This window comes from Bergeriella denitrificans NBRC 102155 (assembly GCF_001592185.1).
GTDB lineage: Bacteria > Pseudomonadota > Gammaproteobacteria > Burkholderiales > Neisseriaceae > Neisseria > Neisseria denitrificans.
The window spans coordinates 30,272-45,915 of record NZ_BCWL01000002.1; the positions used below are offsets into that span (position 1 = coordinate 30,272).

Consider the following 15,644-nt stretch of genomic DNA (forward strand, 5'->3'; position numbering starts at 1 on the left):
CATACGGAGGGCGTATCATGAACGAATTTGACTTTATCCGGCGCTATCTGCAGCGGCAGCCGTCGGACAGTGATGTGGTGCTGGGCATAGGTGATGATGCCGCCATCGTGCGGCCGCAGCCGGGATACGATTTGTGTTTCAGCAGTGATATGTTGCTGAAGGGTCGGCATTTTTTTGCTGATGTTGCGCCGGAAGATTTGGCTTGGAAAGTGTTGGCCGTCAACCTTTCCGATATGGCGGCAATGGGCGCGCGCCCGCGCTGGGTGTTGCTGAGTGCGGCGCTGCCCGAGTTGGACGAAGCGTGGCTGGCGCACTTTTGCGACAGCCTGTTTGCATTGGCAGCGCAACACGGCGTGGCCTTAATCGGCGGCGATACCACGCGCGGCGATTTGGTGTTTAACGTCACCATTATCGGCGAGCTGCCGCAAGGGCAGGGGCTGCGGCGTGATGCGGCGCAGGTAGGAGACGATATTTGGGTGTCGGGCCGGGTGGGTTTGGCGGCGGCGGCCTTAAACAGCCGTCTGAAAAACTGCGTGCTGCCGCCCGAAGCCGCGCCCGAGTGCGAAGCCGCGCTGCTGCGTCCGATACCGCGCGTGGCTTTGGGGCGGGCGCTGTTGCCTGTTGCCCGTGCCGCGCAGGATATTTCAGACGGCCTGGCGCAGGACATCGGCCATATTTTGAAGGCTTCGGGCGTGGGTGCGGAGCTGTGGGCGGACAGTCTGCCGACGCTGCCGGCCTTGAAGCAGCATTTGGGCAGGGCGCAGTGGCTGGCCTATACTTTGGCGGGCGGCGATGATTACGAGCTGGTGTTTACCGCCGCGCCCGAGCATCGGGAAGCGGTATCGGTGGCGGCGGAAGCTGCGGGCACGCAGGTGACGCGGGTCGGGCGGATAAACGGCAGCGGCGGTTTGCAGATTGTGGATGCCGCGCATCAAGACATTACTTTGACTTCTTTGGGGTTTGATCATTTTGGCTGACTTTAAACCTGATTGGCATTGGCTGCGGCAGCGGCCGCTGTGTTTTTTGGCATTCGGCTTCGGCAGCGGGCTGGCACCCGTCGCACCGGGCACGTTCGGCACGCTGCCCGCGCTGCCGCTGGCCTGGATATTGCACGGCGTGGGGCTGGGCGGCTGGCCGATGGCGCTGCTGTGCGCCGTATTGTTTGTATGGGGCATCCGCATCTGCAATGAAGCCGAGCGGGCGTTGGGCGTGCAGGATTACGGCGGTATTGTGTGGGACGAAATCGTCGCCATGCTGCTGGTGCTGGCGTTTGTACCGCTTAGCTGGGGCTGGTGGCTGGCCGCGTTTGCGGTATTCCGTTTGTTTGACGCGCTCAAACCGTGGCCGATTAAGTGGTTTGATGCCCGCATCCACGGCGGTTTGGGCATTATGCTGGACGATTTGATTGCCGCGCTGATGAGCTTGGCGGTATTGGGGCTGGCGGGGTGGATGCTGGGGTGAGGCTGACTATAACGATATCGTAAAACTTCTAACGGAAATCCTGATTGCCGTCATTAGCTACGCAAGTCCGCTTCGCTCCCCCCCGCGCAGGCGGGAATCCACTTCAAATATTAAGCAACATTTTGTTTTAAAATAAGTTATGTTATTCCATCGGTGGATTCCTGCCTGCGCGGGAATGACGTCGCTGAGCGTTTCGGTTTTTTGCAAAGAAACAGGCCGTCTGAAAAAGCGTTTTTCAGACGGCCTGTTTGCGTATATTGCTTACAATTTGCCGATTATTTTGAGGAGTGTGCGCCGTATGTTGGGATTTTGAAAAATTATTTATTTTTAATTTTCAAATGATTATTGAAATTTTTATGCAAAATCGGCTTGCGGTGCGTTTTGATGCTTACTATTCCATTGCATTTTTTAACGCCTTATGCTGAAATGCAAACATATTAGAAGCAAACCAGGAGAGAATAATGGAGTCGTTAAAATCATTCTTCGACGTTGTGAGCGGCTGGGTATGGGGCCCGCCGATGCTGGTGCTGATTGTCGGCACGGGCGTGGTTTTGACTTTTCTGCTGAAAGGCTTGCAGTTCAGCATGCTGGGCTATGCGCTCAAGCAGGCGTTTATGCCGAGCCACAAACGGCCGGACAACGGCAAAGAAGAGGGCGATATTTCCCACTTCGGCGCGTTGATGACGGCGCTTTCGGCTACTATCGGTACGGGTAACATCGCCGGCGTGGCGACTGCGGTTGTGGTCGGCGGCCCGGGCGCGGTGTTCTGGATGTGGATTACCGCTATTTTCGGTATGGCCACCAAATACGGCGAGGGCGTGCTGGCGGTGAAATACCGCGTCACCAACAAGCGCGGCGAAATGTCGGGCGGCCCGATGTATTACATTCAAAACGGCTTGGGTAAAAACTGGAAATGGATGGCGTATGCTTTCGCGTTGTTCGGCACGTTTGCATCATTCGGCATCGGCAGCTCGGTGCAGTCCAACTCGGTCGCGCAGGCGGTGGAAACCAGCTTCGGCATTGCCGGCGCCTACACCGGTGTGGTGCTGACCGTGTTTACCGCGATTGTGGTATTGGGCGGCATCCGCGGCATTGCAAAAGCGGCTTCGTTCATCGTGCCTGTGATGGCGGTGATGTATGTATTGGGCGGTTTGGCGATTATTGCCTTTAACTTGGATATGGTTGCCCCGGCCGTTAACCTGATTTTCTCTGACGCGTTTACCGGCCAGGCTGCCGCAGGCGGCGCATTGGGCGCGGTTATCCGCTACGGTGTGGCACGCGGCGTGTTCTCCAACGAAGCCGGTATGGGCTCTGCGCCGATTGCGGCGGCTGCGGCCAAAACCGACCACCCTGTGCGTCAGGCATTGGTATCGATGACCGGTACGTTTTTGGATACCATCGTGGTATGTTCGATTACCGGTATCGTATTGGTGATGGGCTTGCTGGGTGCGGGCGGCGAATTTGTGAAGCCTGAATTGAGCGGCGCGGCGCTGACCACCGTTACCTTCGACAAGCTGCTGCCGGGCATCGGCGGGCTGGTGGTCACCATCGGTTTGATTTTCTTCGCTTACTCTACCATTTTGGGCTGGTGTTACTACGGCGAGAAATGTGCGACTTATGTATTCGGTGAAGGCTTTGCCAATGTGTACCGTTTGTTCTACGTCGCCTCCGTGATGTTGGGTACGGTATTGAGCCTGGATTTGGTATGGCTGGCATCCGATACCTTCAACGGCCTGATGGCACTGCCGAACTTGATTGCCTTGCTGCTGCTGGCTAAGGTGATTGTCAGCGAAACCAAAGACTTTAAGCAGAAGATTAAGAGTGGTGAATTACCGCGTTAATCTAGTCGGATAGAAAAAGCCGTCTGAATTTTCAGACGGCTTTTTTTGTTTTCGGGTTTGTGAAATGTCTGCGTAAGGCAGTATTTTTCAGACGGCTTTTCGCAGCAAAGTATGCTGTTTCAGATTATCCAGCGCGATATCGATGACGCGCGGGGCAACTTGGTTGAGCTCGAAGCCGACGGGGGAGGAGAGCCATTGGTTAATCAGACCGTCCACCGTGGATTTGAGGTAGATGATGGTGGTTTCCGTATCCAAATCGGTCGGCAGGGATTGTTGGGCGATGCAGTTTTGCAGAATGGTGTTCAGCTTTTCGCGCCAGAGCAGGCGGTATTTTTCCATCAGAGCAACAATAGCCGCATTCTGCTCGGTGTGCTCGCATTTGATAAACAATACGGTGTAAAACTTATTATGGATGCTGTTGTTTTCGATGCGCTCGAAAAATTTTAGCAGCATCAGGCGGAAGGCGGCCAGGTGGTCGCCGTCGCTGCATTCCAAATCGTGCTGGATGCATTCTTCGATGTCGTTGCAGACGCGTTGGAACAGGCTGTCGAACAAATCTTCTTTATTGCGGAAATGCCAATAGAGCGCGCCGCGCGTGACGCCGGCGGATTGGGCGATTTCGTTGAGCGAAGAGCGCGCTACGCCGCGTTGGTGGAAGGTATCCAAAGCTGCCAGCATCAAGTGCTCTTTGGTTTTTAAAGCCTCTGTTTTGGTTTTTCTCATGGCGCGCCTGTCGGATATAAAAAAGATAAATGTAAAAATATAACGGAATTATAAAAAATTACTTCATTCCATGCAATAGTGTATGTATAATGCGAACCCGAAAACACACATCATTTATCAAAATGTTACGCGGCTTCGACCGTTGACTGCCTGCTTCTTTGCCCTGAACGGGGTAAGGGCGCAGGCCTGTTTACGTTTTGAAAATATGTAATAAGTTTACAAACCGTTTTGTGAAATCCCTTACATTGAATATGAAGACAGGAATCGTCATGACACTTCATCCCTCTAAAGTGCTGCGTTTGGCAGCCGTAGCCGCCGCCACTGCCCTGGCATTGTCTGCGTGCGGAAAAGGTTCGGATGCCGCCGCGCAGCAGCAGGCCGCCGGGCAGCAGCAGGAACACGCGCCGGAAGTCGGCGTGGTCACCGTTTATCCGCAAACCGTTGCGCTGACCACCGAGCTGCCGGGCCGCTTGGAGTCGGTACGCAAGGCCGAGGTGCGCGCCCAGGTCGGCGGCATTATCGAAAAACGCCTGTTCCAAGAGGGCAGCTATGTCCGCGCCGGCCAGCCGCTGTATCAAATCGACAGCTCGACTTATCAGGCGGAGCTGGAAAGTGCGCGTGCGAACCTGGCTTCCGCTGAGGCTTCGCTGGCCAAAGCCAATGCCGATTTGTCGCGCTATAAGCCTTTGGTGGATGCCGATGCCATCAGCCGCTTGGAATACGATGCGGCGGTAACGGCCAAGCGTTCGGCGGAAGCGGGCGTGAAAGCGGCCAAAGCAGCCATCAAGAGCGCGGGTATCAGCCTGAACCGCAGCCGTATTACCGCGCCGATTTCCGGCTTTATCGGCCAGTCTAACGTTTCCGAAGGTACGCTGGTCAGCGCGGGCGATACGACTGTGCTGGCGACCATCCAGCAGACCAATCCGATGTATGTAAACGTGACCCAGTCGGCCACCGATATTATGAAGCTGCGCCAGGCTGTGGCCGACGGCAAGCTGCAGGCGGTCAACGGCGGTATCGCGGTGGACATCAAATTTGAAGACGGCACGGTTTACGGTCAGAAAGGCCGCCTGCTGTTTGCCGATCCGTCGGTAAACGAATCCACCGGTCAGGTGACCCTGCGTGCGGCCATTCCGAATGACGACAATGTCTTGTTGCCGGGTCTGTATGTGCGCGTATTGATGAATCAGGCCGATGTGGCCAATGCTTATGTGGTGCCGCAGCAGGCGGTTACGCGCGGCGACAAGGACACGGTATTGATTGTCAACGCGCAGGGCGGTATGGAGCCGCGCGTGGTGACCGTGGCGCAGCAGCAGGGCAGTAACTGGATTATTACAGACGGCCTGCAAGAGGGCGACAAGGTGATTGTGGACGGTACGATGATTGCGGGCATGACCGGTGCGAAAAAGGTCACGCCGAAAGAATGGACGCCGCCGTCTGAAACTGCGGCAGCGGCGCAACAGGCACCTGCCGACGAAGCCGCCTCCGCAGCCGATGTTCAGACGGCCCCGGCATCCGCCGCCGCTTCAGAAGCTGCTTCGGAACAGAAGTAAGGATTAACGAGACATGGCTCAATTTTTTATCAACCGGCCCATCTTTGCATGGGTGATTGCAATCTTTATTATGATTGCAGGGGTTATCGGCATTAAAAACCTGCCGATTTCCCAATATCCTTCGGTGGCGTCGCCCACCATTACGCTGACGGCGACTTATCCGGGTGCTTCCGCGCAGGTGATGGAAGACAGCGTATTGGCGGTCATCGAGCGCAATATGTACGGCGTGGACGGCTTGGACTACATGACCACCTCCGCCGACTCCAGCGGCTCGGGTACGGTAACGCTGACCTTTACGCCCGACACCAATGAGGATTTGGCGCAGGTAAACGTGCAAAACAAGCTCTCCGAGGTGACGGCTTTGCTGCCTTCTACCGTGCAGCAAAACGGTGTGATTGTGTCGAAGGCGCGTTCCAACTTCCTGATGGTGGTGATGTTGTCTTCCGATACCAAATCCACCGAGGAGATGGCCGACTATGCCCAGCGCAACATCGTGCCGCAACTGCAACAGGTTGACGGCGTGGGTAACGTGAACCTGTTCGGTTCGCAACGCGCTATGCGCGTATGGGTCGATCCGGCCAAGCTGCAAAACTACAACCTGTCGTTTGCCGATGTGAATGCGGCCATTCAGGCGCAAAACGCGCAGATTTCCGCCGGCTCCATCGGCGCGCTGCCCGCAGTGCAGGGGCAGACCATTACGGCGACCGTCAGCGCGCAAGGCCAGCTGAGCACGGCTGAAGAATTCGGCAACATCATCGTGCGCTCTACCGGCTCCGGTGCCAACGTGTATCTGAAGGATGTGGCCGAAGTGTCTTTGGGCAGCGAAAGCTATATGTCGGGTACGCGCCTGAACGGCAAGCCGACCGTCGGCATGGGCGTGTCGCTCTCCGCCACGGGTAACGCGATGGCCGCCGCAGCGGAAATCAAAACCCGTATGGCCGAGATGGAAAAATACTTCCCCGAGGGCGTGACTTGGAGTACGCCTTACGACACTTCCACTTTCGTGGCGTTGTCGATTGAGAAAGTGATTCACACGCTCTTGGAAGCGATTGTGCTGGTGTTTATCGTGATGTTTGTATTCCTGCAAAACATCCGCTATACGCTGATTCCGACGATTGTGGTGCCGATTTCGCTGTTGGGCGCGTTTGCCGCCATTTCGTATCTGGGCATGTCGATTAACGTGATGACCATGTTTGCCATGGTACTGGTAATCGGTATCGTGGTCGATGACGCGATTGTAGTGGTGGAAAACGTCGAGCGGATTATGGCCGAAGAAGGGCTGCCGCCGAAGCAGGCTACCCAGAAGGCCATGGGTCAGATTTCCGGCGCAGTCATCGGTATTACCGCCGTATTGATTTCGGTATTCGTACCGCTTTCCATGCTCAGCGGCGCCAGCGGCAATATTTACCGCCAGTTTGCGCTGACGATGGCTTTGGCGATTGCGTTTTCCGCCTTCCTGGCACTGACGCTGACCCCGGCTTTGTGCGCCACCATGCTCAAGCCGATTCCCAAAGGCCACCATGAGGAGAAAAAAGGCTTCTTCGGCTGGTTCAACCGCAATTTCAACAAAGGCGCGAAAAAATACGAAGGCTTCGTAGCGCGCGGTTTGCGCAAAGTCGGCCGTATGTTTGCGATTTACGCGGCTTTGGGTGCGGTGGCGTTTTTCGCAATGAGCCGCCTGCCCACCTCTTTTCTGCCAAACGAAGACCAAGGTTTTGTGATGGTGTCGGTGCAGCTGCCGGCCGGTGCGAGCAAAGAGCGTACCGAAAACACGCTGGCTACGCTGACCAATATCGCCACCTCCATGCCCGAAGTGGAAAACATCCTGACCATTTCCGGCTTCAGCTTCTCCGGTTCGGGTCAGAATATGGCGATGGGTTTTGCCATGCTGAAAGACTGGTCGGAGCGCAAAGCCCCGGGCAGCGACGCGGAATCTGTGGCCGGCAAGCTGACCGGCGCGCTGATGGGCTCGGTGAAAGACGGTTTCGCCATCGCCATCAACCCGCCGCCGATTATGGAATTGGGTAACGATTCCGGCTTCTCTTTCTACCTGCAGGACCGCAACAACAACGGCCACGCCGCATTGTTGGCCAAACGCGAGGAGCTGATCGGCAAAATGCGCCAAAACGCGGCCATGTTCGACCCGACCAACGTCCGCGCCAGCGGCTTGGAAGACGCACCGCAGCTGAAAATCAGCATCGACCGCGAAGCCGCCGCAGCGCAAGGCATCAGCTTTGCCAGCATCAACAGCGTGCTGGGTACGGCTTTGGGTTCGTCTTACGTCAACGACTTCCCGAACGCAGGCCGTCTGCAACGCGTGATTGTGCAATCCTCCGCCAATGCGCGTATGCAGCCCGAAGATATCCTGAAACTGACCGTGCCCAACAGCGCGGGCACAGCCGTGCCGCTCTCCACCATCGCCAGCGTTTCCTGGCAGACCGGCGTAGAGCAGAGCCAACGCTTCAACGGCTACCCGGCCATGCCGATTACCGGCGCACCGGCTGCGGGCAAATCCACGGGTGACGCCATGGCCGAAGTGCAGAAGATGGTGGACGAGCTGGGCGGCGGTTACAGCCTGGAATGGGACGGCCAATCCCGCGAGGAAGCCAAAGGCTCTTCGCAAACCAACATGATTTACGCTTTGGCGGGTATTGCCGTATTCCTGGCACTGGCTGCGCTGTATGAGAGCTGGTCGATTCCGCTGGCGGTGATTTTGGTGGTGCCTTTGGGTATTTTGGGTGTGGACACCGGCGCACTGCTGCACGGCAATTCGCGCGACATCTACTTCACCATCGGTATGGTGACGGTGATGGGCTTGAGTGCGAAAAACGCGATTTTGATTATCGAGTTTGCCAAGGATCTGCAGTCGCAGGGCAAGAGTGCGCTGGAGTCGGCCATCGAAGCCGCACACCTGCGTTTCCGCCCGATTTTGATGACCTCGTTTGCCTTTATTCTGGGCGTGGTGCCGATGTATATCGCCTCCGGCGCAAGCTCCGCGAGCCAGCGCGCCATCGGTACGGCGGTATTCTGGGGTATGCTGGTGGGTACGTTCCTCGCCGTATTCCTCGTGCCGATGTTCTATGTCGTGGTGCGTAAGTTCTTCAAGCCTTCGCAGCATGAAATGGAAATCGCCCAGCAGGAACACGCCGCACATGAAGCGGTCGTATCCGGCGGCAAGGATCAAATTAAGCATTAAGCAAGCAAAGGCCGTCTGAAAAATGCCCGTACGGGTTTTTCAGACGGCCTCAAGGACACAACATGAAACATGTAAATTTCAAGTCGGCAGCAGGCATCCTGGCCGCCGCCGTATTATCGGCCTGTACCCTGATGCCCAAATACGAGCAGCCCAAGGTCGCCGTGGCCGACACGTTTAAATACGACACCGCCGGGCCGGGCATTCAGGCCGCCTCTTTGGGCTGGCAGGACTATTTCGCCGACCCGCGCCTGCACCGCTTAATCGATATCGCGCTGGAACGCAACACCGATTTGCGCAGCGCCGTATTGAATGCCGAAATCTACCGCAAGCAATACATGATTGAGCGCAACAATCTGTTGCCGAGCGTGACCGGCACAGGCAGCGGCAACCGTGCGCGTACCGCAGCCGATTTGAGCGGTACCGGTAACGCCCGCATCGGCGAGTCTTACAGCGTGGGCTTGGGCGTAGCCGCCTATGAGCTGGATTTGTTCGGCCGCGTACGCAGCAGCAGCGAAGCCGCCCTGCAGGGCTATTTCAACAGCGCCGCCAACCGTGATGCCGCGCATCTGACTTTGGTGGCATCGGTTGCCAAAGCCTATTTCAACGAGCGTTACGCCGAAGAAGCCATGGCACTGGCGCAGCGCGTATTGGCAACCCGCGAAGCCACTTACGGCTTATCCCAGCTGCGCCATAAAGCCGGCGTGATTTCCGCCGTCGATTTGCGCCAACAGGAAGCCTTAATCGAAGCGGCCAAAGCCGATTATGAAAACGCCGTGCGCGCGCGTGAAACCGCCCGTAACGCCTTGGCCGTATTAATCAACCAGCCGCTGCCCGAAGACTTGCCGCAAGGTCTGCCTTTGAGCCGCCAGTTTAAAATCAGCCGTCTGCCTGCGGGCTTGAGCTCCGAAGTATTGCTCAACCGCCCCGACGTGCGTGCGGCAGAATTCGCCCTGAAACAGGCCAACGCCAATATCGGCGCGGCGCGTGCGGCGTTTTTCCCCAGCATCAACTTAATCGGCTCGCTGGGCTTTGCTTCGGCAGATTTCAGCAACCTGTTTAAAGGCCCGAACCGCGTCTGGTCGTTCGGCCCGTCCGTCAGCGTGCCGATTTTCAACTGGGGCACGACCCAAGCCAATCTGGATGTAGCCAAGCTGCGCCAGCAAGCGCAAATCGTTGCCTATGAAGCAGCCGTGCAGTCCGCCTTCCAAGACGTATCTAATGCCTTGGTGGCACGCGAGCAGCTGGATAAAAGCTATGCCGCTTTAAGCAAGCAGTCGCGCGCCTATGCCGATGCGCTGCGCTTGGTTAACCTGCGCTACAAACACGGCGTCTCCAGCGCCCTGGACTTGCTGGATGCCGAGCGCAGCAGCTATGCCGCCGATACACAGGTACTGGCCACCCAGCTCACCCGTCTGGAAAACATGGCCGACCTGTATAAAGCCCTCGGCGGCGGCATGAAGCGCCTGAGCAGCGATGCGGCCGAGCCTGTCGCTTCTGCCCGCTAATGGTGCGGATATGAAGTCAAAAGCCGTCTGAAAACAGCTGTTTTCAGACGGCTTTTTTGTGGCATAGGCGAGCCGTTTGGTAGCGCAAACCATCTTACGGTATAATTTCAAGATTTGCTTTAAATACAAAAAGATTAAATAGGAACCGTCATGACAGAGAATATCGGGCGCGACAGCATGCAGTATGATGTGGTGGTGGTCGGCGCAGGCCCATCCGGTTTGAGTGCGGCCATCAGGCTCAAGCAGCTGGCCGAAGCGGCGGGGCGCGACATCAGCGTCTGCGTGGTGGAAAAAGGCTCGGAAGTCGGCGCGCACACCATGTCGGGCGCGGTCATCGATCCGCTGGCGCTGGGCGAACTTTTCCCCGATTGGCGGGAACGCGGCGCACCTTTAACGCGCAGCGTTACGCAAGACAAAGTATGGTTTCTGACCGAGCAGAAAGCCTATAAGCTGCCGGTTACGCCGAATTTCAACAACCACGGCAATTACATCATCAGCATCGGCGCATTGGTGCGCTGGCTGGCCGAGCAGGCCGAGGCGCTGGGCGTGGAAATCTACCCCGGATTTGCTGCCGCCGAAGTGCTGTATCACGAAGACGGCTCGGTCAAAGGCATCGCCACCGGCAATATGGGCGTGGGCAAAGACGGCGAGCCGACCGAAATGTTCCAGCCCGGCATGGAATTGTGGGCGCAGCAAACCGTCTTCGCCGAAGGCTGCCGTGGCTCGCTGAGCAAGCAAATCATCGAACGTTTTGCGCTGGATAAACACAGCCAGCCGCAAACCTACGGCCTGGGTATCAAAGAAATCTGGGAAGTGCCGTCTGAAAACTGCCAACCCGGTCTGGTGGTGCATACCGCAGGCTGGCCGCTCGACAGCCGCACCTACGGCGGCTCGTTTATCTACCATCTCGACGACAACAAAATCGCCGTCGGCTTTGTGGTCGGCCTGGATTACCAAAATCCCTATCTGTCGCCGTTTGAAGAATTCCAACGCTTTAAAACCCATCCCGCCGTGCGCGATACCTTCAAAGGCGGCCGCCGTCTTGCCTACGGCGCGCGCGCGCTGGTGGAGGGCGGCCTGCAGAGCCTGCCCGAATTGGCGTTTCGCGGCGGCGTATTGGTCGGCGACGCGGCCGGCTTTCTGAATATGCCGCGCATCAAAGGCATCCACACTGCCATGAAATCGGGTATGCTGGCCGCCGAAGCGGTTTTCCCCGAATTGGCGGATTTGTCGGAAAGCGAATGCAGCAGCGGCAAAGAAGCGGCGCGTTACCGCAGCCTGTTTGAGCAGAGCTGGGCGTATGAAGAGCTTTACGCCGCGCGTAACGTGCGCCCGTCTTTCAAATGGGGCGTGTATGCCGCTTCGATTTATACCGGCATCGACCAAGTTTTGTTTAAAGGCAAAGCACCCTGGACGCTCAAGCATCACGGCCGGGACAACGAAGCGCTGAAAAAAGCCGCCGACTGCCGCCCGATTGATTATCCCAAACCCGACGGTGTATTGACGTTTGACCGCTTGAGCAGTGTGTTTCTTGCCAATACAGCCCACGAAGAAAGCCAGCCCGACCATCTGACCCTGAAAAATCCTCAGGTGATGATGGATGTGAACTATCGGGAATACGCTTCGCCGGAAACCCGCTATTGCCCGGCGGGCGTGTATGAAATCGTAGAAGAGGGCGGCGCGCCCAAGCTGCGGATTAACGCCGCCAACTGCGTGCACTGCAAAACCTGCGACATCAAAGACCCGACGCAAAACATCGTATGGGTCTGCCCCGAGGGCGGTAGCGGCCCGAACTACGGTGCGATGTAAGTTAGTAGCCTGTTTTTCAGACGGCTTTTTCGTTTAAAATACTTCATTTATCCAGCGAGCTGAAGCATGACTTGCCCCATCTGCCATGCGGAACACGAAGACGTGTTGCTGCAAACCCCGAATCTGCGCGTGATTGCCGTGCACAACGAAGCCGGTTCGCCCGCATTTTGCCGGGTGATTTGGCAGCGCCACGTTGCCGAAATGACCGACCTGAATGCGGCAGAACGCGCGGAGCTGATGGAAGCGGTGTACCGCGTTGAAGCCGCGATGCGCCGCGTTTTGCAGCCCGCCAAAATCAATTTGGCCAGCTTGGGCAACGTTGTGCCGCACCTGCATTGGCACGTGATTGCGCGTTTTGAAAACGACGCATCTTTCCCCGCGCCGATTTGGGCGCCGCCCGTACGCAGCCATGAGATGACGCTGCCCGAAGATTGGACGGCGCAGGTGAAAGCACTGCTGGCTTGATAAGACGACGACACGCAGCCGCGCCGTTGCAGACGGCATTTTTCAGACGGCCTGAGCGGCTGATATTGCAGAAAATGCAGCCAATATCAGCCAATATTTTTATTTTATTCAATCATATACACACTCAACAGCTTTTGCGGTATTCTTCCTGCGGCGCAGGCCGTCTGAAAACCGCGCTGGCAAACAAAAGGATTTTGACATGACCTGGCAACCTTCACGCCGCCACTTTCTCCGCGCCACGGCTGCCGCAGCCGGCGCCGGCCTGCTGACCGCCTGCGGCAGCACGCCCGCTCCCAAACCCAATGTGCGTACTTCTTCTGTGAAAGCCCAATCCGTGCCGACCCGACAAACTTCCGCCGCCGGCGACACCGTTTTGCGCGTTGTCGCACCCTCCGGCTTTGCCGAATCTTACGAACGCTTCAACCTCGGCCTGACGCGCCTGTATAACGCAGGTTTTGTGGTGACCAACCAGCAGGCCGGTTCGCGCCGCTACCAGCGTTTTGCCGGTACGGATGCCGAACGCGCCGCCGATTTCCAAGCCGTAGCGACCGGCCGCGTGGCCACGCCGAAAGTGCTGATGGGGATGCGCGGCGGCTACGGTGCGGCGCGTTTGCTGCCCGCCATCGACTTCGCATCGCTGGGCGCACGGATGCGCGAAAAAGGTACGCTGTTTTTCGGCTTCAGCGACGTGTGTGCCATCCAGCTGGCGCTCTTGGCCAAAGGCAATATGATGAGCTTCGCCGGGCCGATGGTGTACAGCGAATTCGGCCGCCCCGAGTTGAGCACGTTTACCATGGATTCGTTTATCCGCGGCACCACAGAGCGCACCAACACCATCGATGTGCACACCATCCAGCGCAGTGATGTCAACGTAGAAGGCACGCTGTGGGGCGGTAATCTGAGCGTATTGGCATCGCTGGCGGGTACGCCTTATCTGCCCGATGTGCCGGGCGGCATCCTGTTTTTGGAAGACGTGAGCGAGCAACCTTACCGCATCGAGCGTATGCTCAACACGCTGTATCTGGGCGGCGTATTGCAGAAGCAGCGTGCCATCGTGCTTGGCGATTTCCGCATGGGCACCATCCGCGATACTTACGATTCGAGCTACGACCTGCCCGCCGTCGCCAACCACATCAGCCGCGTCACGCGCGTGCCCGTGCTGACCGGTTTCCCGTTCGGCCACATCACCAATAAAGCCACTTTCCCGCTGGGCGCACACGCCAAAATCCGCAGCAACGGCAGCGGCGGCTATTCGGTGACCTTCAGCGGCTATCCGACCCTGAACGCCGCCGGCCTGAATTTGGACAGTCTGCTGCCGCCGCCTATGCCGGTGTTCGACGGCTCGTCTTTTGGCGGCATCATCGAAGAAATCACGGAATAATCCGCAGCAAGGCCGTCTGAAAACCGATTTTCAGACGGCCTTTGTTGATTGTGAATGGATACAAAAAGTACTGAGCAGGTTGCGAACTTTGCAAAAAAGTTAATTTTTTTAGTGACGTCATTCCCGCGCAGGGAAGTTTAAGTTTTTTAATAAAATTTCAGGCTGTTCCCAAACTGGGAAAACGCGCTAGTGTCAGTCTATAATCCGGCTGAACAGTTCGCTTTGGGGATAATGCCGCCACACACAGCACAGGAGCAGAAACATGACCTTAAAATCAGTGGCCGTCTATTGCGGCTCGAATTTGGGCAACTCGCCCGATTACGTCCGCGCCGCGCAGGAAACCGGCCGCGAGCTGGCGCAGCGCGGCAGCCGCCTGGTGTACGGCGGCGGCAAAATCGGCCTGATGGGCGCGGTGGCCGATGCCGCCTTGGCAGCGGGCGGCGAAGTGGTCGGCGTGATTCCGACTTTTCTGCGCGAAAAAGAAGTGGCGCATCCGGGCTTGAGCGATTTGCTGGAAACGCCCGATATGGCGACCCGCAAAAACAAAATGATTGAGCTGGCCGACGCCTTTATCGCGCTGCCCGGCGGCATCGGCACCTACGAAGAATTGTTTGAAGTCTTGTCGCTGGCGCAGCTGCGCCGCCACAGCAAGCCCGTGGGCATTTTGAATATTGGCGGCTTTTTCGATCCGCTGCTGGCGCTGATGCGGCAAACCGCCGATGCGGGCTTTATGCCGCAGGCCAATTTAAATCTGTTGTGCGAGGCGGACACACCGCAGGCGCTGCTGCAGAAAATGGCCGATTACCGCTTTGTGGACGCGCCCAAATGGGTCGAGCCGGAATGGGTGAAGCAGCAGGCCGTCTGAAAAAAGCCGTCGTTTCACGACACGCGCCGAAAGGAATACGATATGACGACACATCAGGCTTTGCGCTGCGGCATTCTTGGCTTCGGCTATCTCGGCCGCCCGCTGGCGCAGAAAATTTACGAGCAGGGCGGTGCCGTGTCCGCGCTCAAACGCCGCATCAGCTCCGACGATGTCAATCTGCCGCTGGACTTGGAAGCGGCGGATTTGAACGACCCTGCGGTTTTTCAGACGGCTTTTTGGCAGCGTTGGGCGGATAAAACCACCTGGTTCTGCCTGCTGCCGCCCTCGGCGCTGCAGGATTACGCGGGTACGTTGCGCCGCTGGTTGGCGCTGGCGGAGCAGTCGGGCGTGCAGCATATCGTGTTGACGGGCAGCACCAGCGTATATGGCGAACGCGCGCGCTTGTGCGACGAGCACACGCCGCCCGAGCCGCAAACCGAAGCGGCGCGGCAGATTTTGGCGGCGGAAGCCTTGTTTTGGGCGAGCCGCATTCCCCATATCGATATTTTGCGGCTGGGCGGCCTGTATTGCGCCGAACGCCACCCCGTCAGCCGCCTGTCCGGGCGGGGCAGGCTGGGCGGCGGCGCGCGGCCGGTGAATATGCTGCATCGGGATTTGGCGGTAGAAGCCCTGTTTCAGACGGCCTTAAATCCGCAGGGCAAACGCTTACGCAATATCGTCGAACCCGCGCATCCGACACGCGCCGAATTCTATACCGCCGAAGCGGCCAAACTCGGCCTGAGTGCGCCCGATTTCGACCCGGCAGACCGCACGGACGGAAAAATCGTAACCAGCCTGTATGCCTGATACAAAACGTGTACGACCTGCCGCCTGCCGAGCGGCGG

12 protein-coding genes are annotated in these 15,644 nt (G+C 57.6%); 11 read left to right on the forward strand and 1 reads right to left on the reverse strand.

Going from position 1 to position 15,644, the window contains the following annotated elements:
- The first annotated feature begins 17 nt into the window (after positions 1–17).
- The 3 genes from thiL to BDE01S_RS00580 all read left to right on the forward strand — a co-directional run bounded on the left by thiL (position 18) and on the right by BDE01S_RS00580 (position 3,302).
- On the forward strand, positions 18–977 hold the full coding sequence (thiL, locus tag BDE01S_RS00570; RefSeq protein ID WP_066075796.1) for a thiamine-phosphate kinase: 960 nt from the start codon (positions 18–20) through the stop codon (positions 975–977).
- Entirely contained in the window at positions 970–1,461 is a 492-nt protein-coding gene (locus tag BDE01S_RS00575) for a phosphatidylglycerophosphatase A family protein (protein ID WP_066075858.1), read from the forward strand. Before thiL ends, BDE01S_RS00575 begins: the two co-directional genes overlap by 8 nt.
- 461 nt (positions 1,462–1,922) lie before the next feature.
- Complete coding sequence (locus BDE01S_RS00580; RefSeq protein WP_066075798.1) at positions 1,923–3,302, forward strand: alanine/glycine:cation symporter family protein; 1,380 nt, start codon at positions 1,923–1,925, stop codon at positions 3,300–3,302.
- Positions 3,303–3,389: 87 nt separating this feature from the next.
- Here BDE01S_RS00580 and mtrR read toward each other — a convergent pair whose 3' ends face one another.
- Positions 3,390–4,025: a multidrug efflux system transcriptional repressor MtrR gene (gene mtrR, locus BDE01S_RS00585; protein ID WP_066075801.1), complete on the reverse strand. Its 636-nt coding sequence runs from the start codon at positions 4,023–4,025 to the stop codon at positions 3,390–3,392.
- 269 nt (positions 4,026–4,294) lie between these two features.
- Here mtrR and BDE01S_RS00590 point away from each other — a divergent pair, with 269 nt between their 5' ends.
- The 8 genes from BDE01S_RS00590 (at position 4,295) to BDE01S_RS00625 (ending at position 15,606) form a co-directional block, all read left to right on the forward strand.
- Positions 4,295–5,578, forward strand: coding sequence for an efflux RND transporter periplasmic adaptor subunit (locus BDE01S_RS00590; RefSeq protein WP_066075803.1), 1,284 nt, complete (start codon positions 4,295–4,297; stop codon positions 5,576–5,578).
- 13 nt (positions 5,579–5,591) lie between these two features.
- Entirely contained in the window at positions 5,592–8,774 is a 3,183-nt protein-coding gene (locus BDE01S_RS00595; protein WP_066075806.1) for an efflux RND transporter permease subunit, read from the forward strand.
- A 62-nt stretch (positions 8,775–8,836) separates the two neighbouring features.
- The gene (locus BDE01S_RS00600; RefSeq protein ID WP_066075809.1) at positions 8,837–10,279 is read left to right on the forward strand and encodes an efflux transporter outer membrane subunit; all 1,443 of its coding nucleotides are present in this window, start codon (positions 8,837–8,839) and stop codon (positions 10,277–10,279) included.
- A gap of 150 nt (positions 10,280–10,429) precedes the next feature.
- The gene (locus tag BDE01S_RS00605) at positions 10,430–12,088 is read left to right on the forward strand and encodes an electron transfer flavoprotein-ubiquinone oxidoreductase (protein WP_066075812.1); all 1,659 of its coding nucleotides are present in this window, start codon (positions 10,430–10,432) and stop codon (positions 12,086–12,088) included.
- 66 nt (positions 12,089–12,154) lie between these two features.
- A complete protein-coding gene (locus BDE01S_RS00610; RefSeq protein ID WP_066075814.1) occupies positions 12,155–12,553 on the forward strand; it encodes an HIT family protein in 399 nt (132 codons plus the stop codon).
- A gap of 199 nt (positions 12,554–12,752) precedes the next feature.
- Positions 12,753–13,934 carry an LD-carboxypeptidase gene (locus BDE01S_RS00615; protein ID WP_066075817.1) on the forward strand — a complete coding sequence of 394 codons (1,182 nt, stop codon included), beginning with the start codon at positions 12,753–12,755 and terminating at the stop codon, positions 13,932–13,934.
- Between the two features lie 262 nt (positions 13,935–14,196).
- Entirely contained in the window at positions 14,197–14,799 is a 603-nt protein-coding gene (locus BDE01S_RS00620; protein WP_066075820.1) for an LOG family protein, read from the forward strand.
- 42 nt (positions 14,800–14,841) lie between these two features.
- The gene (locus BDE01S_RS00625; protein ID WP_066075823.1) at positions 14,842–15,606 is read left to right on the forward strand and encodes a Rossmann-fold NAD(P)-binding domain-containing protein; all 765 of its coding nucleotides are present in this window, start codon (positions 14,842–14,844) and stop codon (positions 15,604–15,606) included.
- The last annotated feature ends 38 nt before the right edge of the window (positions 15,607–15,644 follow it).